The sequence below is a fragment of the Paenibacillus sp. UASWS1643 genome, assembly GCF_008693195.1.
Lineage (GTDB): Bacteria > Bacillota > Bacilli > Paenibacillales > Paenibacillaceae > Paenibacillus > Paenibacillus amylolyticus_B.
Genome location: NZ_VXKZ01000114.1, coordinates 125,647 through 148,700 on the forward strand (window position 1 = coordinate 125,647; position 23,054 = coordinate 148,700).

Below are 23,054 nucleotides of genomic sequence, written 5' to 3' on the forward strand. Positions count from 1 at the left end.
TACCTTCACTGCTACCCTTCCCCACTCTCCTGACGGCGAAGCCGTTTCACCTGCTCCACCGCACTGTCCAGTGCCTTCTTGCGCTGTTTCATTACGCGGAGATGCTGTTGTTCCACCTCGACAAAATGTGCATGATCCAGCTCCATCCACTCCATCAGTTGATCTAAAGTTGGCGACATATGCAGCTGTGTTCTCCGCCGTCTGCGGGCCACGCAACATAGATATTTATGATGAACTTCCAGTTTCAAGACTTCGAAATATGGCATTAGACACATCGCCAGATTTCCTGCATAGAAGGTCTGCTTGTGATCATAGAACGGATGATATCCATATGGCACGGTTACAACCAGCGTCCCCTCTTCTTGCAAAAGCCGATGAATCTGAATCAATAACGTCTCTGGATGAGCAAAATGCTCCAACACTTCTCCAAGCAGTACCGTGTCAAAAGTCGTTCTGACTTTCCATTGCGTAATATCCAGCATCCGAAAATCCACATTGTTCCTGACGGGCCTGGATTCTTTGGCAAGCTCTTCTTGTGCATACTTAATGCTCTCTTCCTCCAGATCAATGCCAGTGACACGAAATCCTTCACGGCCCAGCAGAATTGACGTAATACCCTGACTGCACCCAACATCCAGGATACGTTTGCCTGTCGCTTCACGGCACATCCAGTGGATACGTGTTCTCGTCGCTTCATGAGAATCTTCCGAGTTAATCTCACCATAGTAACGTTCACTTACACGATCATGATTTGCCATGAGCATCTCCCTGATCCTTTTCAGGATCGATGGCACCTTCATGGTGAGCTGCACTATCCTCGACTGCCATTTCTTTCTGTCCAACCCATGCTACGATCTCCTGTTGCTCGCGAACTCCCTTCACCTCAGGCCGTACAGGCTGGCCCAGCACCACAATATTTCCTCCGCGGCATCCGGCAGTGGCGTTACGTGTATCGAAAATCAGCTTCGCATGATCTGCCATCTCCTGATAATCAAATCCCGAATGATCCGTTGTGATGATCACCAGATCAGCTCCTGTCCACAATTCCGGTACAGCAGGCCGAGACTGGAGCATCGTACCGTCATCCTTACGGAAGACAGGCACCATCGGATCGGTGAAAACCACTTCTGCCCCCGCTGCGCTCAGCAGCCGGAAGACATCCAATGCTGGCGATTCGCGCAAGTCATCAATATCTTTTTTATAAGCCATACCCGCCAGTACTACACGTGCTCCCCGCACAGATACACCATTCTGCTCCAGCAGCTCCGCGGCACGCTTCACCACTCTCTCTGGCATTTGCCGATTGGTTGCATCCGCCAGCTGGATGAATTGCAGCTCCGATCCCTGACGATTTGCCGCCCAGGACAGATAGATCGGATCGATCGGGATACAGTGCCCACCAATGCCTGGACCCGGATAGAATGGCATATAACCAAATGGCTTCGTTGCCGCCGCGTTCAGCACTTCCCAGATGTTTACCCCCATCTGTTCACAGGCTGGGGTCAGCTCGTTCACAAGGGCAATGTTGACACTGCGGAATGTATTTTCGAACAGCTTTGCCGTCTCCGCAACCGTTGTTGAACTAACCGGAACAACTTCGTTGAGGAACGAGCCATAGAACTGTTTACCATAATTCAGACAGGCGGGTGTAGAGCCGCCAATAATCTTCGGGGTATTTTTCACACCATAATGCACACTGCCCGGATCTACCCGCTCTGGAGAATAACAGACGAAGAACTCTTCTCCAGCTCGCCAGCCGTTTGCCGCTTCAATTGGTTGTTTCACGCGTTCCTCCGTCGTGCCCGGATAGGTCGTGCTTTCCAATATAACAAGGCTGCCTTCCTGCAAAACCGGAGTCATGCCATCCACCGCCGCCGAGATATACGAGATATCCGGTTGATGCTCAGCGGTCAGAGGGGTGGGCACACAGATTACAATGACATTGGCCTGCGCCACTGCTGCATAATCCGTGCTGGCCGTGAACAAACCTGCCCGCATCAGAGACTGCACAACATCATCTTCTATACCTATGACATACGAATTCCCGGCGTTCAGCTTGGCTACCTTGGCAGTATCGATGTCAATTCCGTGGACTTGATAACCTGCCTGTGCCATCTCTACGGCCATGGGTAAACCCACATAACCTAGACCGATGACAACAGCCTTCAGGGAGCGATCATTAATATGTTGTATTAGGGTACGTTGCTGTAACTCTTCATTTCCTTCGTGCTGGTCGTGCCGATGAATCTCTTCCATTCCTTCCACCTCCAAACGCTCCGCCTCCCTTCGGTGGGTGTATCTGAAAACTCCGAACGAGTTTTGAGACACTCCCTAATCGATATAGCCGCCTGCACGCAAAAACCGGGCAATCGCTGGTTTGTTCATCATGGCACTGTCCGAGCGATACTCGGAGAAGTTCACACGAGGCAGACTGCTGTACTGATCCGTCAGGCTCTTGTCCTTGTGCTCCGGCAGGATCACATAATACTGCGCATCGTATTGGTACGTGCGCGGCGCTTCAAAGGGCGAGATTAACACTTCATGCAATTTCTCGCCCGGCCGTATCCCTGTCACCTTATAATCAAAGGATGGACGACCTGCCTGTTCCAACATGACGGAAGCCAGATCCGTCATCTTGCAAGCTTTCATTTTCATCACAAATGTCTCCCCACCCACGGCTGCCTCAGCCGCCTTAAGCAGTAAATGTATAGCTTCGGTACGTGTCAGGAAAAAACGGGTCATGCCTTTGTCCGTAATGGTCAGGCTCTTGCCTTCATCAATCTGACGACGGAACAGAGGCACGACACTACCGCTGGTTCCAAGCACATTACCGCCGCGGATGCAGACAAACCGGGTACCTTCACTCAGCCAATTGGCACGAATCATCATTTTTTCACCCAAGGCCTTTGTCATGCCATATACGTTAATCGGATCTACCGCCTTATCGGTGGACACATCAATGACTTTGGGCACCTGCATGCGAATTGCAGCCCGAATAATATTCTGCGTCCCGATCACATTCGTCTTGAACGCTTCATCCGGCTGGTCCTCGCACACTGGTACATGCTTCAGCGCAGCCAGATGAAAGAGTACATCCACGCCTTTGCACGCATCTTCCACTGCCCGATAATCCCGGATATCCCCAATGATGAATCGCAGACGCGGGTCATGGTTGAACTCACGCTGCATCGCAATCTGGGCATATTCGTTACGAGACAGGAGGCGAATCTCTGCCGGGTCCTGTTCCAGCAGCACCTCGGTCAGCTTTTGACCCCAGGAGCCTGTTCCTCCGGTGATTAGAATGGTTTGTCCTTGAATCATGGATGAATCCCTCCCTGATCAGATCATGAATTCGCGTAATACCTTTGCCATCTCATCCCGGCTTAGCCGGTCTTTGGGCGGTACTTTTTTGACTGAAGTATTGCTCGAATGGACGATATTCACGTAATTGCGCGGAGCCAGCAGCTCATGGGGCAGATCAATGACATTGCCATGCGTACCTCGGCCCGGCAGCTTCACCCGATACCCGGATGCATATTCCGCTGTTTTATACAGGTAGACATAGAATTGCGGAGAACGATGAAATGCAGGTGCCATCTCGTTGTTCACGCTATCCCAGAGATAGCCGTTCTGGTTAATCAGAGCCATCGTCTGCGGCTGTGGCTGCACGTCATATAGCTGCTGTACAAAAGTCCGGTGATAAAGGTCATCCGAATCCAGACGGGCAATATAGATGTGCTCCGCCCCTTCAGCAAATGCCAAAATCGCCCGCACACTCTCAATATGGGTTCCAAAACGGATATTGGCAGGCAGCGGCTCCTGTTCCGCGAGAATCTCCTGCATCACTTCTCCCGATTCCTTGGATAACTTCACTACCGTCAGGAAATCCTGATTCGTCTGAGCTTTAAGGCAGTGCAATGTAAATGTGCGAAAAATGCTCATCCGCCGCTCCAGCCATTCTCTAGTCAATCGCTGCGGGTCGAGCCCATAATTGTTGAAGTTAATCTCAATAACCACTTTCCTGGACATAACATTCCTCCTCATGAACTCTGCCATCTTCTTTCAGCGGATACCGACCATTTTCATAGTTTCAACAGTCGTTTTCATACGAAACACAAGTTCCGGCTGTCTGGTAGTTGAAAATCCATCCGGGTTTCGCTTGCCAATCCTGCCGACTCTATAAGGTATGAAATGTTAATAGAAGCGGTACGGACGAATGCACTGATTTTCAACGAAATAGATTGATATACACTTAAAGATGGTGCCCTGCGGGTCGAACGTACATATCATTGCTGCAGCCGAAACATAGAATAGAGCAGTTCAATTTTCAAAGGGGGCAACCACTGAAATGGATTCAATCTATCTTGAAATGGATGGTGTGCTTGATCAGCTTGAAGCGGCGCTGCTTGAACAGCGTCCTCTCTCTCTTGTTCGAGTCGGTGATGGCGAGAATATTGTCATGTCTCAAGAAACCGTGTGGACCACGGAACAGGTCCTTCAGGAACGTTGGGCCATTAAAGCCAATTTAGGGCAAAAAGGACTAAGCCTTCCCAACCTGCAGCTACGGGATGAAGTTGCCGCTTCCTTGCAGCGGGCGGATATCGTCGGCGTTCTTCCCCGTGGTGACAGTACGATTAACGCTCCGGATTATCTCAAAAGACCCCTGACCGATATGGTGTTTGCACACTTTGGGATCTCCCCTCCACTGACTTGTCATGCTTGTGTTAATCGGGAGCTGGCGCAAAACCCGCGTTTCTGGCGGATGTTTGCAGGCAAGCGTGTGCTTCTCGTTACCCGTGAGATCGAGCCACTGCGTGCCACGCTCGAACGCGAGCCGTATCATTTAAACATCGTGACTGCGCTACCCTTCGACAGCTATGATCACATGCAGGAAACACTCGAGTGGATTCAGACGAATCAGGATACCTTTGATGTCGCTCTCTTCTCCTGCGGTGTCAACGCGGTTGTTCTTGCTGAGCGAACAGCTGCACTTGCCGGCAAAGTCGCCATCGACTTTGGCAAAGCCAACAACATCATTCTGAAAGGCCGTGCCAACTGATTTTCAGGACACCCTCATCCTCGAATCAGTGAGTTGCAGCGAAACATGCATATGCTTGTATGACAAAAACCCCCGACTCCTTGAGCCGGGGGTTTCTTGCTGAGCGCCAATCGAAACATATCGCTACACAGGTCTTGCACTTCTGGTTTCTGGGATCTGAAGCGAAATCTGCCGTCAACAGAAGTGATGATGAAGCACTCTGCATGTTATATTTCGCCTTTCACTACTAACCGGTGGCTGCAATACCGTATAACATCTCCGGCCCCGTTCTTACCGCTGTGGACACCCCCGAGATGAACGAAGTATACACACTTTCCAATGCTGGTGGTGCAGACAGATCCTGAGCTGTGAACGAATGGAATTCGGCACCTCCGTTCTGTCCAATCGTACCTTCAGCACGGTAGATGATGTAGAAAGGATCATATAAAAAACCCCGCACAAGCTCCACAACAAAGGTATCTCCCAGTTCTCCCGTAACACCTACTGTCCCGTTCAACGTAATAATGGGATTCACCACACCCTGCGTCTGTAGACCAATGGTGCCGAAAGCTGTCGGGGATTCTGACAGTGACAAACCGGGCTGTCCTACGGTTGCCGAGTTCATCGAAGTTCTCATATCGAGAAACACGCCCATGAGTAACACCTCCAATGCTATGGGATACCCTATCCTATGAATCTCACTACTCTTATGATTGGATGTATAGCAGATTGTATGAACCTATTTTTATTTGTCGACTGTTAATGGTATATTGAACTGCATAACGAAAATGAACGGATCGTATGCACACAAGCGGTACAGGCTGTTCAGAAGGAGATTACTATTCATGAATAAACGCAAACGTCCAACAGGCAAGACATCGGCCTCGGCCAAGGGGAAATCTTATGCAGGTTCATCTTCAGCACGGTACGGCAAGTCCAACTTCTCATCTGCCAAAACATCAGGTGCTTCCGCATCACGCAATACGGAGGAGAATAAGAAGCCAATAGCCGCGAAATCATCGAGTGCACCCAAGAAAGCTGGAGGCAACAAACCCAAAAATGCCAGCGCATCCAAACGACCAGGCAATTCCTACTATCGCAAGCAGGAACCACCACGCCAGTACAAAGTGACCGAACCGGATGAGCTGTTGAACTTTCTGTTGCAGCATTTGAAATCAGGACGGAACGCAGTGAAGTCCATTCTGGGTCGTGGACAGGTATCCGTGGATCAAAAGGTCGTAACCAAGTTTAATGAAGCGCTGACGCCAGGTCAGATTGTATACATCCGTAAAGAAGGTGCAGTCGCTGCTCCATCCTTGACGGGTATTAACATTTTGCATGAAGACGATGATATCATTGTGATCCGCAAGGAAGCAGGACTGTTGTCCATTGCTGCTGACAAGACGGATGACCTGACGGCTTATCGCCAACTAACCGAGCATGTACGCCGCACCAATCCGCTCAATCGGATCTTTGTTGTCCATCGTCTGGATCGGGATACGTCGGGTGTGATGATGTTTGCCAAAAGTGAAGAAGTACAACAGAAGCTGCAAAACAACTGGAAGGAAAATGTGCAGGACCGCGTCTACGTTGCCCTTGTTGAAGGTGCAGTAGCCAAAGAAGAAGGCACAATCTCTTCCTGGTTGAAGGAAACCAAAACGCTGAAAATGTATTCCAGCTCTCGTCCGAATGATGGACAACATGCCATCACACATTACAAACGTCTGAAGTCGAACCGTGAGTTCTCCTTGCTGGAAGTGCGTCTGGAGACAGGGCGTAAAAATCAGATTCGTGTGCATATGGAAGATCTCGGACATCCAATTGCCGGTGACAGAAAATACGGTGCACGTACAAGAGACCTTGGCCGTCTCGGACTTCATGCACGTATACTCTCGTTTATCCATCCCACAACGGATGAGTTAATGTCATTCGAAACGGATATTCCGAAGCCATTCCTGTATCCGTTCCGTGCAGAAACTCCACCTGCGAAATAACTGCATCGTTATATAGAATCGACTGATCGATTGATTATGCCTGAAAGGAGGAACGGACACTGAAAAACCTGTTGATCACCGGTTACCGGGCACATGAATTGCAGATTTTTGGACAGAAGCATGAAGGTATTCCTTTTATCAAAAAAGCCATCTCCTCCCGCCTCACACCTCTTGTCGAAGATGGTCTGGAATGGGTGCTGACGCCGGGACAATACGGTGTGGATCTGTGGGCCTGCGAAGTGGTCATTGATCTGAAGAAGACGTATCCACATCTGAAACTGTCGATCATCACTGCCTTTCAGAACCCGGAGGAGCAATGGAAAGAAGACAAGCAGGAGTATTACCGTTCCATCCTCTCGGGTGTGGACTATTACGGTGCGATTAGCAATCAACCTTATATCGGGCCGTGGCAGTTCACTGCACGGGATGACCTGTTGCTGCGTAAAAGCGACGGTCTTCTGCTCGTCTATGACGAAGATGCCGGGGAAGGAAGTCCCCGTTTTGTGAAGGAAAAAGCCGTGAAGAAACAGCAGAACGAGGACTATACAATCATCAGTGTCACTTCAGAGGATATTCAATCTGTAGCTGAGGATGAGCGCATGAACGATATTGCGGACTTCGACGATTCTTCATTCTGATTCAATGTGTTCAGTATAGTTCGTGAGCGGTCCATCCATGCAGAGCGATTATCAGAGGTGCATAACATTTCGAATGACGTACATATGTTTTTTTTCGAGGCAGGTTGGGTATAAGTAGTATTATAACTGCGATGAAATGTCGTATGGGATAAGGGGAACTGCAACCATGACAATTACGCCAGAGCAGCGTCTTCAACTGCATGGATTTAACAACCTGACCAAGTCGCTGAGCTTCAATATGTACGATATTTGTTATACCAAAACCAAAGATGAACGCGAAGCTTACATTGAATATATTGATGAACAGTATAACGCCGCCCGGCTGAGTAAAATTCTGAACAACGTCTCCGATATCATCGGAGCCCACGTTCTTAATGTTGCCCAGCAGGATTACGTGCCTCAAGGTGCGAGTGTTACGATGCTTGTCTCGGAGGGTCCAATCGTGGAGATCCCCGAGGAATCACTCGATGAATCTCCCGGTCCTCTGCCCGATAACGTTGTCATGCAGCTGGATAAAAGCCATATCACTGTGCACACCTACCCTGAATTTCATCCTAGTGAAGGTATCAGTACTTTCCGTGCGGACATTGATGTCTCCACCTGCGGTGAGATCTCACCGCTTAAGGCGCTGAATTATCTGATTCACTCCTTTGATACTGACATTATGACGATGGATTACCGGGTACGTGGTTTTACGCGGGATACAAGCGGGCGCAAGCTGTTCATTGACCATGAGATCGGCTCGATTCAGAATTATATTCCGGACGAGATCAAGAGCAGCTTTGACATGATTGACGTGAACGTCTATCAGGAGAATATTTTTCACACCAAGTGTAAACTGAGGGAATTCGATCTCGACAATTATCTGTTTGGGTACACCAAAGATAAGCTCAGCAAGAAGGAACAACAGGAGATTACGGAATGGCTGAAGCTGGAGATGGACGAGATCTATTACGGCAAAAATATTAATCGTCCCTCTTAAAGAGGTTGTTCAACGCTGATCCCATAAGGGCAAGGTCTAAGACAAGATTTCATGAAGGCAGGGTTCTTCTTTTCGGGGGACCTCCGGCATGTACTTGTCTTTTTCTTTGTTATGTTGACAGTGTGCAACTTTATTTCTTATTATAGAAGTAACTGTACAATCTACAGTGAAGGAGACTGAGCCCGTGATCGAAACGAATACGACAAGACGTAACGAATCACTGTTACAAGCACTGACTGCACAACACAATGCCATCACCAATAACATTGCCAATGCAGACACGCCCAACTACAAAAAGAAAACGGTAGAGTTTCAGGAAGAGCTTAGACGTATCGTTGAAAATGGCAAAACAGATCAGCTCGCCATGAAGCGGACTCATGACAAACACTTTCCTATCAGTGATCCCCATTCATCCATCGTACAGTACCGAATTGTCGAGAACAACGAAACAACGATGAACAATAACAACAATAACGTTGACATTGACAAGGAAATGGCGAATCTTTCGGAGAACCAGCTCATGTATAACTACATGGTTGATCGGGTCAGTGGACATTACAAAAAAATGAAGAATTTATTGAATGATCTGAAATAATGAATGTACAAGCAGCCCGAAATGGCTGCTTTTTTTTATGGTCTTTTCCCCTGAGTGTAGCTCGTTTGGTGCCATTTTTCGGTATCCTCTCCTGTTCGTAGTATAATGGGAAGAAACGAATGATTTCATATCGTATAAAAGAGGTGCAACATGTCTCCACGTCATTTAAATGGTTTTCAAGGTTCCAAAGTCAGATTAGCGGCCCCATGCCCGGAAGATTGCATGCGTCTCTCCCGCTTCACAGACGATTATGAATATTTGCGCAACATGGATACTGATATCGCGATCCCGTTAACGCCGGATGAGACAGGGTCCTCCTCTGTCCGCCGAGACAACGGATTTGAATTTGCATTACGTACACTGGAGGGAAACCGATTCATTGGATTCACAGCCCTATACCGGATTGAATGGAACAATCGCTCCGCTCGTCTGGCCATTGGTATCGGGGAAGAAAATGATCGCGGGAAAGGATACGGAAGCGACGCTCTGGCTCTGATTCTTCGGTATGGCTTCCATGAATTGAACCTGAACCGGATTGCGCTGGAAGTCATTGAATACAATGAAGCCGCGAGACGTGCGTACCTAAAAGCTGGATTCCGGGAAGAGGGTCGCCAGCGTTCTGCAGTTTTGCGGGATGGCATGCATTATGACCTGATCTCGATGAGTATCCTTGCCGAAGAATGGTCCGCACAGGCTGGGCTTCCCTTGTCATTCCAGTCTACTCGTACTCCTGAATCTGGGGAAAGGGTAGCGGGTGGTTTCTCACAGCGTAATGGGAACGAACAAGCTGCGCTGTCCCTGTCGGAATTAAGTTCAGATCCAAAAGGTGAATCTGAAATTTCACCTCGCATCGGCGTAGGTGCGGTCATCCTCAATGAACGGGGCGAAGTGCTTCTCGCCTGGCGGAATCGTCAGTCCGAGCAGCACACCTGGAGTATTCCCGGCGGGAAAGTCGATCCCTACGAATCACTGGAGACTGCCGTCATCCGTGAAATCAAGGAGGAAGTGAATCTGGATATCGCCATTGACAGTCTGCTCTGTACGGCAGAGACGATCCAGCCACAACAGAAGGAACATTGGATATCCGTGCTCTATTCCACCAAGGTGATTGGCGGCCATGCTCGTAATCTGGAAGAAGGCGGAGCCATCGGTGAGATCGGCTGGTTTCCATTGAATGATCTGCCCTCTCCACTCGCTTGCTTTGCGGTACCTGGGCTGGAAGCTGTGAAGAAGCTGTATAACCAGAATTAAGCTTGGAGGTGCTTGCAAGTGTTGGAGATTCCTCTTCCTCGACCTGTACCCGTCCCCTTCATTCTGCATGAATCGAGTTCCCAATTCGATTGGAAAGGCAGCGGCTCGCTATCACTGAAAACATTCCGTAACGGAAAAACGCTCTATGAAGCGGGACGCGGTCACTTCGCAGTCAATAATGAGAACTATCTGCTTCTGAATGAGGGCCAGGAATATAGTCTTCACATTGATTCATCTACTCCAGTTGAATCTTTCTGTATCTTCTTCCCTCCCGGTTATGTGGAAGAGATCGGCCGGAATCTAATTAGCAGTGATCTTCAGCTACTTGATGAGCCGTATAGGTATTCATCCGCAAGCAAGATGGAGTGGGTAGAACGTACATACGCGATGGATAATCGGCTTGGTGCAGCCCTGAAACATTTGCGGAATTTGTACAGTCAAGACACCTTGGATTCCTGGGCAATAACGGAGCAGCTTCATCAGCTTGCTGTTCACATGCTGGATCTACACCGTAACGTTCAGCAAGAGATCAACGAACTGGATATGATCAGACTTTCAACCCGAGAAGAGTTGTATCGAAGAGTGTATATCGGGCATGAGTATATCTCCGCCTACTATGATCAGCCGTTAACGCTAGAACAGACAGCATCGGCTGCACAACTATCCGTGAATCATTTTCTACGCAATTATAAAAAGTTGTTTGGTACTTCACCCCATCGTTATCTGACTGAATGCAGACTATTGGCTGCGAAGCGGCTTTTGCTAGATTCGGACAGGTCTGTCACCAATATCTGTTATGATGTGGGCTTCGAAAGCCTCGGTTCGTTCAGTTCATTATTCACTAGACGCTTCCATAGCTCTCCTTCCCAGCTGCGGGCAAAAAGGTGATTATGAAGAAGAACCTCTGAAGGGTAACATCTATAATTACATTATCTCATCAGATGGAGGTATTCCTTTATGAATCATGCAGAACAGATAAATCAACTATTTCAGGCTGCACAGGCTGGAGATGTGGCCAACCTGCAATTATTGCTCGCTTCTCACCCGGAACTCACCAATACTGAAAATCAGGATGGGTTAACTCCGCTGGGATATGCCTCTCATTATGGACAAGCAGGAGCAGTTCGTCTTCTTCTGGAGCATGGAGCCGATGTTAACGCCCTTTCTCATTCCAAGATTTCCTTTATTCCGTCCAATACTGCACTGCATGCCGCACTTGCCGGAGAACGTTCACCAGAAGTTGCCCAACTTTTACTCGAACACGGGGCAGCCACGAATATTCTGGACAGCGATGGACAATATGCGTTGCACTCCGCAGCATTTCATACGGATCAGATCGAACTTATCGAGATGTTACTTCAGCATGGAGCTGATCCAAACGCGCTGAACTCAGCTGGCCAGACCGCACTGGATATTTCACTTGAACGTGGTAACACATCTACAGCTTCATGTCTGCGAGCAGCCGTGGCAGCACAGTAGCAACAATTAGATAACGTGAGCAATCCCGTGAATAACCGTCAGGACTCTTTTTGGAGTACAAAGAGAAGGTCTGCCGGTTATTTGTGTTGTCCTCTACGTTCTCGGATACATATGTAGTCCAACTTCTATAGAAATCGCAATACATCATATTTTTTTCAGAAAACAAGAACCGTTTGACGCCTTACACGGTCTAATACTCAACATATCCAGGAAAGGAGGAGCCATGTGACCCCTACTCAGCTCACTATCGCCGCACAAAAAGGGGATGCCGAGGCTTTTGCGGCCTTAATGGAATTGCATCAGAGCCAACTGTACCGTATCGCCTATGCCTACCTGCACAACGAAGGTGATGCACTGGAGGCCATTCAGGAATCAACCTTCCGGGCATTCCGTAAACTCAAAAAATTAAAAGAGCCATCCTACTTTGGCACTTGGCTCATCCGCATTCTGCTCAACTACTGTGCAGACGAACGCAAACGCAAAAATCGGTTCAGTCCCGTCACCAAGATTCATGAATCCAGCAGTTGGGATCGTCCTGCGGACCCCGATCTTGACGCCGCCGTCTCCACCCTTGACCGAGATTGCAAACAGATTATTATTCTGAGTTATTTCGAAGGTTTCTCTTTAACTGAAGTTGCCGATATTCTCGACATCCCGATCGGAACCGTAAAATCCCGATTACATCGGGCACTCGGACAACTCCGGAATCAACTTGAAACGAAAGGAGATGCATCCTCATGACGGATGAACAACAATCATTTGACGCATTGGAAGAACGGCTGAATGCTCGCAAGATGGAATACGAAACCATGCCTATACCGGATGCTGCCTCTCAGGCTGTGCAAGCGGGAATTCGCCAAGCTGCCCGTAAGCGAAAGTCCCGGCTGCGCTGGTATATGAGTTCCATCTCGGCAGCTGCCCTCATCCTGCTGTTTACGGGATGTATCCGTGTCTCTCCCGCTTTTGCGTCCTTCGTGGAGCAATTGCCTGGCATGGAAGGCATTGTTAGCATGATTCGTCAGGACAAAGGATTAATGATGGCGATTGATCAGTCCCTCTTGCAGAAGGTCGGCGTCACCGACGAACATGATGGTGCTTCCGTGACCGTTGAAGGTATTATCACAGACGAGTCACGCATGGTTATTTTTTACACGATGAAAGGCATGAAAGATCCCGAGAAATTCAACTATGATATCGATTTGCTTGATGAGAACGGTAAAGATCTTCCGGTTGGATTTAGTTACGCTTATCCGACGCCTTCTTTAGACAAGAATGTGTATGAGAATATGATTGATGTGATCTTCACGGATGGAGCCTCTCCGCCCGAAGAGCTGAGCGTTGTGTTTAAGTCCAGAGATACAGCAAGTGCTGAAGAGTGGAAAATGACGTTCCCGGTAGATAAGAATCTTACCAAAGGCATGAAAAAAGTCATTCCTGTGAATCAGACGTTAACAGTGGATGGGCAGCGTATTGATGTGAAACAGGCTACTCTGTATCCAACCCGTCTTGTACTTAATGTGAATTTTGATCCAAAGAATACCAAAAAGGTATTTGGCCTGAGTGATCTTCAACTGGTCGACGAACAAGGCCGCGCGTGGAGAACAGATACCTCAACAGGTGGGGATGAACGCTCCATTTACTTCGAAAGCATGTACTTCTCCATACCGAAAAAGCTGACATTGCAAGGATCTGGCTTCTCGGGATTGGATAAAAAGGATCTGGATCTTTCCCTTGATCTGAAGTCACACCAGATTACAGGTGGCCCTCCTGGATTGAAGATGGTTGGCAGCAAGGTTGAAGGCAAAGATCTAATTATCGACTTTTCTGTTGTTGGCAGTATGGACGGTGGGTTCGTTCTCTCTTTCGGAAACGTTACAGACAGTGCAGGGAAGTCATATGAGGTTCCTGGCTCCAGTTGGAGTAGTGGAGATGGGACGGATGACAGTCATACGATTGTTTCTTCTACTGTCGAAAATGGAGCCAAATTAAAAGGAGAAGTGAAGATGAACATCTCCACCTATCCCATGAAAGTGAAGTCACCATTCTCATTGGACATTCCGGTGAACCCTTAATCTTCCGTCAGCAGGCTGTGATTATCGCAAATATTCTATATAATGGAAACATTCATAGTAAGTTAATGATGTTCATAAGAAAGGTGTGTTTCCACAATGACTCAACGTTCTATCCGTTATCCGCAACCACTCGCGCAAGGGGACATGATCGGTGTGGCAGCACCCTCCAGCGGTGTAGGCGAATCCCTGCACCATTATCTTGAAGAGAGTAAACGCAATATGGAGCGCCTTGGCTTTGCCGTAAAAGAAAGCCCGTCGCTCCGCCACAATACCAAATGCGTTAGTGCCTCCAAAGAAGAACGCGCCGAAGAGATGAATGAATTTTTCCGCAATCCAACTATTCAAGCCATTATCCCTCCATGGGGCGGGGAGTTTCTCATGGATATCCTGCCACTGCTGGATTGGGAAGCTTTGAGAACATTGCCGCCCAAATGGGTCATGGGATATTCGGATATCAGCACGTTCCTGTTCGCATACACCCTGATCACCGGAACAGCATCAGCACATGGCACCAATTATGTTGATCTAAGATCAAACGCCCTCGATCCGGTGACTGCGCGCTGGATTGATGTTCTACAGACCAAAGATGGCGGACAAATCACACAATCGTCTTCCACACATTATCAATCGGCATGGAAACCGGAATCTCCTGGATTTAACCTAGATACACCTTCGCAATGGAAACAGCTCGGCCACTCGGAAGATGCAGATACTGCTGTGACGTTCTCCGGTCGGCTGGTCGGTGGCTGTATGGATACGATCACTAGTCTGATTGGTACGCCGTATGCACCCGTCCAATCGTATCTGGATCAGTACTGTGCAGACAAAGGAACGATCTGGTATCTGGAAAGCTGTGAGATGAATGCGGGGGATATCTACCGTCATCTATGGCAGATGAAACAGGCTGGCTGGTTTGCAGGTGTGAAAGGCTTCATGTTCGGCCGACCTGCGGGTTATTCCGATACAGCCGATTTTAATTTTACTGATGCCCTATCCTCTGCACTTGGGGATCTGGATGTCCCTGTACTGTACGATGTGGATCTCGGCCATGTTCCGCCCCAGCTCACCTTTGTTAATGGAGCATTGGGCAAAGTCGCTTATGAAAATGGACGCGGGAGCCTTGAGATGGCGTTTGTGTAATCACCTTTTATAGGCAGATGCATACCTTGAAGTAAGAACTTATTTTGAGGAAGGGTTGTGCATCATGTCTGAATCCACATCCACGCCATCCATGCGTGTCGTGTATCAAGCCAATCAACCGATGCTTCAATCCGTGCAAAGTGTGCGGAATATGCTTCATCATACAGCCCGGCAGCATATAGGCAAGAAGGTACAAGTCCAGAATATCGATGGGCAAGTGTGGGAAGGTGTCATCATCAGTGCAGACCGGGGGATTTTGTATCTCCAGGTTACCCCGATGCATGGATACCCTGAACCGCGCGCCTTGTTTGGACCCACGATTTTGCCGCTTGTGCTGTATGAATTGTTGGTTATCACCCTGTTGATGTAGGGGTATTGTTCATGTTTATCCTTTTATATCCGAACCTGTTCCACGAAGCTTCGCTCCTGAGATCTTCAAGTCTTGGGAACGAAGCTTTTTTATGGTCTTGGGGATGGTGCGGTATGATTCCTTGCAAGCGTGTGAAATATGATACAATGGTGTCGCACCACCCCATATCTCATATGAAACGGAGCTTGATCCGGTTGGAATACATACGTCATGATTCATCACCCGTATCACAAGCCGAGACGGGTATGATTGGCAGCAACCCTACTGAACAATCCCGCGTGATTGCAATCTGTCTGCTCGCAGGCAAAATCATGCTGCAAAGCGGTGGTGAAACCTACCGTGTGGAAGATACGATGAAACGTATGGCGGCTGCGCTTGGTTTACCCCATTCGCACAGTTACGTTGTTCCGACAGGTATCTTCTTCTCTGTTGATGCAACCGAACCCGCCAAGCTGATTCGTATCTCCGAACGTACGACGGATCTGGACAAAGTGTCCGAGGTGAATGCGGTCTCCCGTCGCATCGGACAAGGTGAGCTATCCGCTCAGGAAGCCCATGATCTGTTGATACAGATCGAAGGCAAGCCCTCCTCTTATTCAACGGCTGTGCAGCTTACGGCCGCCGCGTTATCCAGTGGTTGTTTTACCATTATGTTTGGCGGGGGCTGGAGCGACTTTCTTCCGGCGCTAATCTGCGGGGGCATAGGTTATGCAGCCGTTATTGCCTTTCACAGGTTGGTGCGGGTCAAATTCTTTGCCGAGCTTACGGCATCCTTTGTCATTGGCTTACTCGCTTTTCTCCTGATCTATATGGGAGTAGGTCATGAACGGGACAAAATCATCATTGGTTCGGTTATGCCGCTGGTTCCGGGGCTACTGATTACCAATGCTGTACGCGACCTGATGGCCGGACATCTCGTCTCCGGATTATCCAAGGGAGCCGAGGCATTTCTGACTGCTTTTGCCATAGGTACCGGCATTGCAGTTGTATTCTCACTTTTTATGTAAGACGGAGGAATGCAGGATATGCTCCATTTTATTGAACAAGCCTTAACCAGTTTTGTCGCTTCAGCCGCGTTTGGAATCATCTTCAACGCACCACGGCGCATGCTGTTCCACGGTGGATTTGTCGGCATGATCGGCTGGATCATCTATATCGTGCTTGAATATGCAGCGGATGCGGTGCCTGCTACACTTGCAGCGACCATAGCCGTCGGTGTCATCAGCCAGATATTCTCTCGCATGTTTCGTGCCCCCGTCATCATCTTCAGCGTCGCAGGCATCATCCCTCTGGTTCCTGGTGGACTGGCGTATAATGCGATGCGAAGTTTTGTGCAAAATGACTACAGTGCCGCTATGGAGATGGCCGCCAAGGCACTCATGTTATCCGGCGCTATTGCCGTAGGCCTCGTGTTATCCGAGGTATTAAACCAGATGATACGCCGAATTCCCGCCTCACTGCGCACAAAATCATCATCGAAATGATTATTCTTTTCATAAATTCAACACACCTAAGGCCCGTTGGCATACAGGATGAGCTCTTGTATTCCAGCGGGCCTTACGTATTACTATTCCAATCCATCCTTTTTACTTCACAAACGTATTCTTCACACGTACCGACCTCAGGAAATACGGAATGAAGATACAACACACCAGAATGGATCGTACGATCAGATGAAAAGCCGGAGTTGCATCAAGCACATGCTGTTCTCTTGGGATTTCATTTCGCGCAATCAGAATCCAGGTCACGATGCTTATGATCACATTCATCCCGTACATCACCATCATCATACGTGGAAACTGTCTCTTCCGTTTATATAAAAGAATGAGATTCACGATAACGATCATCAATAGAATGATACTGCTTATGAAGCCAAACCACAGGAGTGGACGAACCATCTCCGTGTAGATCTGAGGATCGACACCACGGCCAACTTCCCATCTGGCAGGGTCCATGATGACATTCACCTGCGATACATCCGAGATGAGAAACACCAGGGCAAGCCAAAGACTGATCTGGATTAAAATAAGCCATCCACCTAATCCGGAGATACCAGGCCGTTCCGGTCTGACACCAGTTTTGGGTTGCAGTGCGTTCATATCCGTATCTGCATCCGAGTTACTGTATTGACCTTCCATTTCATCCTCCTTTTACACTAGATAAGACAACATATTATACATTAAAATCTGCATTCTGTGTATTTTAGAGGACGAACGGAACGTGTTATTCCCGTTTTCCCTACTACCTTGTGCTTACCTAACTATGCACGACTTCCTGTTTCCTGACTAACTACATTTACGTATAATTTCGTTGGTCTATCCCCATGTTAACCCATAATGTTCCCCGTAACATGCTTATATGTATTCTATCCGTTTCTATCATTACCTTATGTCTCGTAGAGAATAATACCTTTCTATTTAAAAAGAACTGATTCAGGTTCTTTACCCGTCAGGGTCAGCATCGTATACAATTGTCCCCTGTGATGATATACATGTCCCATAATCTCAAGCAACCACTCCAGCCGACTATATGATGCTCCCCAGTATGAATCCGTCACATGTAGTAACTCTTCCGTGTTAAACTGCCTGTACCGTTGGTATAGATACATCTGGTTATCAATCAAAGCCTGCTTGATCTCACGGAGCGAATGCACCTGATTCTCTGCATAGAATTGAGCCATCTCTTCTTCCGATGCACCTTCGGAAATATAAATATCTGCTCGGCAGATCATAGACAGATGAGCTAGTAGTTCTCCAACAGGCCGTTTACCTTCAATTGGAGTCAAAGCCAAATCTTCTTCCGACAACTGATCACATATATCAATCAACGATGTTACGGCCACGTCAATATGTTTGAACGCAGATTGAATCAACAGATACACTTCCTTTTTATCCCATTATACAGAACATACGATCGGTTATCAACCAAGATATCCCTCCTTAATATATAAACAAGTTATACCCCAAATCTATATAAATCGAACTACACATTTACACAAAACGGAGAGGACAGAAAGGACCTGAAGAAGCGGAGCGTTCGCCTACAAGCTTTCTACAAGAAAGCTACATCGGAAGCATACGCTATCCCCGGATTCCCCCTTTATAAAAGGAATTTAAAAAATCTGGGGATAACAGCGACCAGAAGGTTGTTCTGTCATCGGAGTGTGCAGTGTAAATATTCTTTAGTTCAATTTATATAACAATCTACGAACAAAAAAAGTCCTTCCTCCTTCATATAGACGGGATTCAGGACATTTTGTTGCCTATTTGATTTCAAATCTTTGCTCAACTTGAGTATAACGAACAATACGTTTGCTCGAATCGTCCAGCCTCCAAGTCAGACTTGCGAATGAAAAATTGCAGTTCCCCGCAATCCCACCATTGGAAACCAATAGCATCATGTGTATCTATCTTCAGCAGCAGCAGCATATCGGATAGTTCCTGCCATGTCCGATCCTCATCACCGCCGTAATACTTGGTCAGCTTCTTCTCACATTCCTGCTCATTATAATCGTACTCTTCTCCCAGTGCGATCTGTAACAAGGCCCGATGCTCGGCATCCGGATGCTGCCCGTCAGGATATCCAAACATACCACCCCAATTCAGCATACTCGGATGATTCCAGCTCGACTCGAATTCAAGGTATCGGTCATACAGACTTACTTCCGCTTCGGTCTCATCGGTCTCAAGCAGAGCTGGCGAGAGCTCGTTCAGCACGGCGGCATCAATATAAGCGTATGTAGGAAACTCAAGATTAGGCAGCACAGTCACCGAATGTGCAACAAAGGGGGCTCCATCCAGCGCGGTATCACCTTCAGGCTCTCGCCTTATTAGGTTATGAGAACTCGGCTCAAAAATCACACGATGTTCAATGGGACTAGCAGATTCATCCGCACCAACGAAAAAGTATAACATACCACGTTCAGGCAGGGTCCCGCGCCCATCATTCGGCGTATACGGCGACAGATCCACCAGGTTCAACTGGGCCAGGAAAGTCATCGGAACTCCTTCTTGTGTTAAGGGCCATTCCATGCGACTTGGCAAATCTGGATGTCCACCCACACGTGAGTTTCCTGTCCTGCGATATTCGTCCAGTGTGGATACATCGAGGCGAATTCCCCAGCGGCTTGAAGACAACAGCAGATCGGCAGCAACTCCCAAACCATATTCCTCAAGTGTTTTACGGGCTTTTCTGGTCAGACGTTCACATTGTTCTGGCTTAATCATATAGATCCTCCCCTTTTGACAATACACCTATGCTGAGACATATTCAGGTTCACACCTGTATATTCTTCCGCCCGGACGTCTTTCCCTGCTTCTAACAAAAAAAGAGACTGACATTCCCTGTCAGTCTACTTTTTTATCCTATATTCCATTTAAAGATTTGGATCAGAAGACTTTTCCTGGTAAGCACGCATATGCTCCTCACCGTCCAGGAATTCATGGGCCTGATGGGCTGCCATCACCCCATGATAGCTGATATCCAGACCCAGATCTTCCTCTTCTTCTGTCGAACGTACAGGCACAATTTTGCCAATCAGCTTTAACCCGATCCAGGTCATGGCGAATCCCCAGATGACCAGGGCTGTAAGGCCAAGTGCCTGAACACCCAGCAACCTCCAGCCGCCGCCCATGAATAATCCACCGTCCGTGGCAAACAGACCTACTGCAATCGTGCCCCACATTCCTGATGCGGCATGCACCGGGAAAGCACCAACTGGATCATCAATCTGCCGACGGTCCAGCCAGTTGGTGGCAGCCATCATCAACAAGCCAGATACCGCCCCAATGAATATTGCTGCTACATCGCCAACAAAAGCACAGCCTGCCGTAATACCGACCAGTCCTGCAAGCGAACCGTTAATGACTGATGGTGCATCTGAACGATTGAAGCGGAATAACGTATACAGCAACGTAACCGCACCACCCGAAGCCGCAGATAACATCGTGACAATCGCAATGTGACCAATTCTTACATCCGTCGCGCTGAGTGTACTACCAGCATTAAAGCCAAACCAGCCGAACCATAACAGAAATGCACCTACAGATGCCAGTGGCAGATTGCTCGGGAGTGCAATGGCACTTACGCCAAGTGGTGTGTATTTCCCTTTACGTGGGCCAATGATAATCGCAGCAGCCAGTGCCGAGAATCCGCCGAGTGCATGGATAACAGCCGAACCGGCAAAGTCCTGCATCCCCAGCTGACTAAGCCAGCCGCCGCCCCATGCCCAGTGTCCACCAATTGGATAAATGATTGCCGTCATCAATATGATATACAGAAGATAAGCACGGAAGTTGATGCGCTCGGCTACTGCTCCTGAAACGATGGAAATAACGGCAATGGTAAAGGCAGCCTGGAACAACCAGAATGTCTCCAGAGATACCGGTACGTCCAGGTGAGACAAATCCCCATTCAGGAAAAATCCCGTTACTCCCGCAAAACCGCCAACGTCCGAACCATACATCAGTCCAAAACCGATAGCATAGAACAATAACGTTCCAATCGTAATGTCAGCAAAAACCTTCATAATAATGTTCACACTATTTTTATAACGCACAAAGCCAGCCTCGAGCAGGGCGAATCCACCCTCCATCAATAAAATCATCGCTGCACTCAGTACGACCCAGACCGTATCGATCCCGGTGCTTAACGTCTCCAAAGTCATGCTTGTACATCCTCCGTTTCACTAAGCTGTCTGAGCTCACGGATTGTATCGGGCGCAAGCTCAATCTCGTCCCGCTCAATGCTGTCCGGATGCTTAATTCGTTCTGCGATCTGATCCAATTCACGTATGCGTCTGCGGATCTGTTCCATCTTGCGAAAACGTTCCTTCACCTGCACCATATACTCTACCGCCTGATGATGGGATGCGGGGCGTCCCGCAAACCATTTGCGTACGGGCGACAACGATTGATAAGCAACCTCTTCCGCTCGACGCTTTTGTTCGAACTGTTCGATCTTCTGCTTGAGCGTTTGAATCTCATTTTCTTTTTTGACCTTCAGCCGTTCGATAAGGTACAATAAATCGGACGATGATATTTGCAATGCTGTATGGTGATACACCTCGTCGATTACTAACATATCATGTCAGGACTCCTTACATATCAAGTTACTTGTACCGATTATAGTTTGCCGGCGTCTGCCCGTCAATCTTTTTTTGGACTTGGGATGGATTTAAATGAACCGTTCATGGAGAACGGCTTTTTTTTATTTGGCACAGATTACATCTAACAAAGGCTAATCTTGCCTAGGTTCGCATTCACTCTTTCCATTCTTTATGCTTATAGAATAAGCATCCACATTTGGGGTAATGAACATACAGACTACCCGCATCATAGAACCCGTATATAAGGAGAGGATTGCACAATGTTTACTCGTAATGACGATATACGCAACCAAATCTGGGAAGCAGTCTCGGGACTCGATGAAGAACAATTGAACCGAAAACCTTCACCCGAACAATGGAGTATTATGCAAGTACTACGTCATCTGAACCTGATGGAAAATGTAATTGGAAAACAAGCCCGCCTGGCTCTCGAAAAGGAACAGACGGTGTCTGTGGACAAAAAACCATATGAATTATCGTTGGACCGCAGCCGCTCCGTCGAGGCACCACCCCATCTTCAGCCTCCAGCAGCGCCTGAAGCACTCGCAGACGTACGCAGTGATCTGGACGAATCCCACCAAGCGTTAAACAACTTTGCATTGGATCATGATCCTGACCTGCTGCGCAGCAAGTCCTTTCCTCATCCCGTATTTGGTGAGATGGATCTAACCCAATGGATTGACTTTACAAGTTATCATGAGGAGCGTCACCTGGGACAGATTCAAGAAATCAAACAGCAGCTTGGCGTGTAAACACAACCTACACTTTCACATAGCGAAGAATATAGTTGAACGACAAAAAACCTCCAATCCTATTAATTTAGGTTGGAGGTTTTCAATGTTCTTTTCTAAGAATAAGAACGACACTTATATTTTTTTCCCCAAAATCGCCAGATCTCTATTCACACCATCCAACACGGCCACTTCAGGATAATATCCCCACTGTTCAAAACCATGCTTGCGCAACAATCCCAGACTCGGTTCGTTATGCCCAAAGACAAATCCAAGAATGGTATTAATACCAAGTACAGGACATGCTGCAAATACCGTTTCGAGCAAACGTCCACCAGCACCAATTCCCCGACATTGCTGATCCACGTATACACTGACTTCCACCGTTCCGTTATACGCAGGGCGTCCATAGAATGAACTGAGACTCGCCCAAGCTACCACCCGGCCTGCCTGCTTCATCACCCAAAGAGGACGATGATCCGGTGAATGGTCCTCGAACCACGGAACACGTTGCTCCACTGTCACCGGCTCCAAATCCGCTGTTACCATACGGCTCTCAATGGTGGAATTATAAATTTCCACAATCCTTGGCAAGTCCTCCAGGCGCGCATATTCAATCTGCACATCTTCCAGCTTCATCTATACTCCTCCATCATTC

The 23,054-nt window shown here is 48.0% G+C and carries 26 protein-coding genes; 15 read left to right on the top strand and 11 right to left on the bottom strand.

Annotated elements, in window-relative coordinates; genetic code table 11:
• Positions 1-11: 11 nt before the first annotated feature.
• From FE296_RS22745 to FE296_RS22760, 4 genes are all read right to left on the bottom strand, one after another.
• On the bottom strand, positions 12-758 hold the full coding sequence (locus FE296_RS22745; protein ID WP_150366440.1) for a class I SAM-dependent methyltransferase: 747 nt from the start codon (positions 756-758) through the stop codon (positions 12-14).
• A complete protein-coding gene (locus tag FE296_RS22750) occupies positions 745-2,265 on the bottom strand; it encodes a nucleotide sugar dehydrogenase (RefSeq protein WP_223869022.1) in 1,521 nt (506 codons plus the stop codon). Before FE296_RS22750 ends, FE296_RS22745 begins: the two co-directional genes overlap by 14 nt.
• A gap of 66 nt (positions 2,266-2,331) precedes the next feature.
• Positions 2,332-3,321, bottom strand: a complete 990-nt coding sequence (locus FE296_RS22755; RefSeq protein WP_150366441.1) for an SDR family NAD(P)-dependent oxidoreductase — start codon at positions 3,319-3,321, stop codon at positions 2,332-2,334.
• Positions 3,322-3,339: 18 nt separating this feature from the next.
• Complete coding sequence (locus tag FE296_RS22760) at positions 3,340-4,029, bottom strand: glycosyltransferase (RefSeq protein WP_150366442.1); 690 nt, start codon at positions 4,027-4,029, stop codon at positions 3,340-3,342.
• 319 nt (positions 4,030-4,348) lie between these two features.
• Between FE296_RS22760 and FE296_RS22765 the strand changes: the two genes are divergently transcribed.
• Positions 4,349-5,059, top strand: coding sequence for a GT-D fold domain-containing glycosyltransferase (locus FE296_RS22765; RefSeq protein WP_150366443.1), 711 nt, complete (start codon positions 4,349-4,351; stop codon positions 5,057-5,059).
• Between the two features lie 226 nt (positions 5,060-5,285).
• Here the strand turns inward: FE296_RS22765 and FE296_RS22770 are convergent, their stop codons facing one another.
• Positions 5,286-5,693 (bottom strand): hypothetical protein, encoded by a 408-nt coding sequence (locus tag FE296_RS22770; RefSeq protein ID WP_036610660.1) that lies wholly within the window; start codon positions 5,691-5,693, stop codon positions 5,286-5,288.
• A gap of 190 nt (positions 5,694-5,883) precedes the next feature.
• Between FE296_RS22770 and FE296_RS22775 the strand changes: the two genes are divergently transcribed.
• From FE296_RS22775 to FE296_RS22835, 13 genes are all read left to right on the top strand, one after another.
• Positions 5,884-7,032 carry an RluA family pseudouridine synthase gene (locus FE296_RS22775; RefSeq protein ID WP_150366444.1) on the top strand — a complete coding sequence of 383 codons (1,149 nt, stop codon included), beginning with the start codon at positions 5,884-5,886 and terminating at the stop codon, positions 7,030-7,032.
• 59 nt (positions 7,033-7,091) lie between these two features.
• On the top strand, positions 7,092-7,670 hold the full coding sequence (locus FE296_RS22780) for an SLOG family protein (protein WP_026081201.1): 579 nt from the start codon (positions 7,092-7,094) through the stop codon (positions 7,668-7,670).
• Positions 7,671-7,836: 166 nt separating this feature from the next.
• Positions 7,837-8,652 carry an adenosylmethionine decarboxylase gene (gene speD / locus FE296_RS22785; RefSeq protein WP_124113481.1) on the top strand — a complete coding sequence of 272 codons (816 nt, stop codon included), beginning with the start codon at positions 7,837-7,839 and terminating at the stop codon, positions 8,650-8,652.
• 184 nt (positions 8,653-8,836) lie between these two features.
• The gene (gene flgB, locus FE296_RS22790; RefSeq protein WP_105597765.1) at positions 8,837-9,247 is read left to right on the top strand and encodes a flagellar basal body rod protein FlgB; all 411 of its coding nucleotides are present in this window, start codon (positions 8,837-8,839) and stop codon (positions 9,245-9,247) included.
• Between the two features lie 150 nt (positions 9,248-9,397).
• Complete coding sequence (locus FE296_RS33960; protein ID WP_317889425.1) at positions 9,398-10,498, top strand: GNAT family N-acetyltransferase; 1,101 nt, start codon at positions 9,398-9,400, stop codon at positions 10,496-10,498.
• Positions 10,499-10,516: 18 nt separating this feature from the next.
• Positions 10,517-11,386, top strand: coding sequence for a helix-turn-helix transcriptional regulator (locus FE296_RS22800; protein ID WP_223869004.1), 870 nt, complete (start codon positions 10,517-10,519; stop codon positions 11,384-11,386).
• 69 nt (positions 11,387-11,455) lie between these two features.
• On the top strand, positions 11,456-11,977 hold the full coding sequence (locus FE296_RS22805) for an ankyrin repeat domain-containing protein (protein WP_150366445.1): 522 nt from the start codon (positions 11,456-11,458) through the stop codon (positions 11,975-11,977).
• Positions 11,978-12,202: 225 nt separating this feature from the next.
• Positions 12,203-12,718: a sigma-70 family RNA polymerase sigma factor gene (locus FE296_RS22810; RefSeq protein WP_150366446.1), complete on the top strand. Its 516-nt coding sequence runs from the start codon at positions 12,203-12,205 to the stop codon at positions 12,716-12,718.
• The gene (locus tag FE296_RS22815) at positions 12,715-14,049 is read left to right on the top strand and encodes a DUF4179 domain-containing protein (RefSeq protein WP_150366447.1); all 1,335 of its coding nucleotides are present in this window, start codon (positions 12,715-12,717) and stop codon (positions 14,047-14,049) included. The genes FE296_RS22810 and FE296_RS22815 overlap by 4 nt, the downstream gene beginning before the upstream one ends.
• A gap of 96 nt (positions 14,050-14,145) precedes the next feature.
• On the top strand, positions 14,146-15,189 hold the full coding sequence (locus FE296_RS22820) for a S66 family peptidase (protein ID WP_150366448.1): 1,044 nt from the start codon (positions 14,146-14,148) through the stop codon (positions 15,187-15,189).
• A gap of 64 nt (positions 15,190-15,253) precedes the next feature.
• Entirely contained in the window at positions 15,254-15,559 is a 306-nt protein-coding gene (locus tag FE296_RS22825) for a hypothetical protein (RefSeq protein WP_091015194.1), read from the top strand.
• A gap of 245 nt (positions 15,560-15,804) precedes the next feature.
• On the top strand, positions 15,805-16,566 hold the full coding sequence (locus FE296_RS22830; protein ID WP_036669533.1) for a threonine/serine exporter family protein: 762 nt from the start codon (positions 15,805-15,807) through the stop codon (positions 16,564-16,566).
• 18 nt (positions 16,567-16,584) lie between these two features.
• Complete coding sequence (locus FE296_RS22835) at positions 16,585-17,043, top strand: threonine/serine exporter family protein (protein ID WP_124113477.1); 459 nt, start codon at positions 16,585-16,587, stop codon at positions 17,041-17,043.
• A gap of 102 nt (positions 17,044-17,145) precedes the next feature.
• On the opposite strand, the gene FE296_RS22840 is transcribed toward FE296_RS22835, so the two are convergent.
• The 5 genes from FE296_RS22840 to FE296_RS22860 form a co-directional block, all read right to left on the bottom strand.
• The gene (locus FE296_RS22840; protein ID WP_124113476.1) at positions 17,146-17,697 is read right to left on the bottom strand and encodes a DUF2569 family protein; all 552 of its coding nucleotides are present in this window, start codon (positions 17,695-17,697) and stop codon (positions 17,146-17,148) included.
• 275 nt (positions 17,698-17,972) lie between these two features.
• Positions 17,973-18,431, bottom strand: a complete 459-nt coding sequence (locus FE296_RS22845) for a DinB family protein (protein WP_105597758.1) — start codon at positions 18,429-18,431, stop codon at positions 17,973-17,975.
• Positions 18,432-18,843: 412 nt separating this feature from the next.
• On the bottom strand, positions 18,844-19,785 hold the full coding sequence (locus FE296_RS22850; RefSeq protein WP_150366449.1) for a DUF1963 domain-containing protein: 942 nt from the start codon (positions 19,783-19,785) through the stop codon (positions 18,844-18,846).
• Between the two features lie 149 nt (positions 19,786-19,934).
• Positions 19,935-21,224 (bottom strand): ammonium transporter, encoded by a 1,290-nt coding sequence (locus FE296_RS22855; protein WP_150366450.1) that lies wholly within the window; start codon positions 21,222-21,224, stop codon positions 19,935-19,937.
• Positions 21,221-21,640 carry a hypothetical protein gene (locus FE296_RS22860; RefSeq protein WP_036610699.1) on the bottom strand — a complete coding sequence of 140 codons (420 nt, stop codon included), beginning with the start codon at positions 21,638-21,640 and terminating at the stop codon, positions 21,221-21,223. The genes FE296_RS22855 and FE296_RS22860 overlap by 4 nt, the downstream gene beginning before the upstream one ends.
• A gap of 285 nt (positions 21,641-21,925) precedes the next feature.
• On the opposite strand from FE296_RS22860, the gene FE296_RS22865 reads away from it, so the two are divergent.
• Entirely contained in the window at positions 21,926-22,417 is a 492-nt protein-coding gene (locus FE296_RS22865) for a DinB family protein (protein WP_150366451.1), read from the top strand.
• Between the two features lie 114 nt (positions 22,418-22,531).
• On the opposite strand, the gene FE296_RS22870 is transcribed toward FE296_RS22865, so the two are convergent.
• Positions 22,532-23,035: a GNAT family N-acetyltransferase gene (locus tag FE296_RS22870; RefSeq protein ID WP_124113471.1), complete on the bottom strand. Its 504-nt coding sequence runs from the start codon at positions 23,033-23,035 to the stop codon at positions 22,532-22,534.
• Between the last annotated feature and the right edge of the window lie 19 nt (positions 23,036-23,054).

Coding starts and splice junctions, on each gene's coding strand:
- FE296_RS22860 (WP_036610699.1), bottom strand. CDS start 21,640: ATGTTAGTAATCGACGAGGTGTATCACCATACAGCATTGCAAATATCA.
- FE296_RS22870 (WP_124113471.1), bottom strand. CDS start 23,035: ATGAAGCTGGAAGATGTGCAGATTGAATATGCGCGCCTGGAGGACTTG.
- FE296_RS22830 (WP_036669533.1), top strand. CDS start 15,805: ATGATTGGCAGCAACCCTACTGAACAATCCCGCGTGATTGCAATCTGT.
- FE296_RS22770 (WP_036610660.1), bottom strand. CDS start 5,693: ATGGGCGTGTTTCTCGATATGAGAACTTCGATGAACTCGGCAACCGTA.
- FE296_RS22840 (WP_124113476.1), bottom strand. CDS start 17,697: ATGGAAGGTCAATACAGTAACTCGGATGCAGATACGGATATGAACGCA.
- FE296_RS22755 (WP_150366441.1), bottom strand. CDS start 3,321: ATGATTCAAGGACAAACCATTCTAATCACCGGAGGAACAGGCTCCTGG.
- FE296_RS22835 (WP_124113477.1), top strand. CDS start 16,585: ATGCTCCATTTTATTGAACAAGCCTTAACCAGTTTTGTCGCTTCAGCC.
- FE296_RS33960 (WP_317889425.1), top strand. CDS start 9,398: ATGTCTCCACGTCATTTAAATGGTTTTCAAGGTTCCAAAGTCAGATTA.
- FE296_RS22760 (WP_150366442.1), bottom strand. CDS start 4,029: ATGTCCAGGAAAGTGGTTATTGAGATTAACTTCAACAATTATGGGCTC.
- FE296_RS22820 (WP_150366448.1), top strand. CDS start 14,146: ATGACTCAACGTTCTATCCGTTATCCGCAACCACTCGCGCAAGGGGAC.
- FE296_RS22865 (WP_150366451.1), top strand. CDS start 21,926: ATGTTTACTCGTAATGACGATATACGCAACCAAATCTGGGAAGCAGTC.
- FE296_RS22850 (WP_150366449.1), bottom strand. CDS start 19,785: ATGATTAAGCCAGAACAATGTGAACGTCTGACCAGAAAAGCCCGTAAA.
- speD (WP_124113481.1), top strand. CDS start 7,837: ATGACAATTACGCCAGAGCAGCGTCTTCAACTGCATGGATTTAACAAC.
- FE296_RS22855 (WP_150366450.1), bottom strand. CDS start 21,224: ATGACTTTGGAGACGTTAAGCACCGGGATCGATACGGTCTGGGTCGTA.
- FE296_RS22815 (WP_150366447.1), top strand. CDS start 12,715: ATGACGGATGAACAACAATCATTTGACGCATTGGAAGAACGGCTGAAT.
- FE296_RS22805 (WP_150366445.1), top strand. CDS start 11,456: ATGAATCATGCAGAACAGATAAATCAACTATTTCAGGCTGCACAGGCT.
- FE296_RS22825 (WP_091015194.1), top strand. CDS start 15,254: ATGTCTGAATCCACATCCACGCCATCCATGCGTGTCGTGTATCAAGCC.
- FE296_RS22765 (WP_150366443.1), top strand. CDS start 4,349: ATGGATTCAATCTATCTTGAAATGGATGGTGTGCTTGATCAGCTTGAA.
- FE296_RS22775 (WP_150366444.1), top strand. CDS start 5,884: ATGAATAAACGCAAACGTCCAACAGGCAAGACATCGGCCTCGGCCAAG.
- FE296_RS22745 (WP_150366440.1), bottom strand. CDS start 758: ATGGCAAATCATGATCGTGTAAGTGAACGTTACTATGGTGAGATTAAC.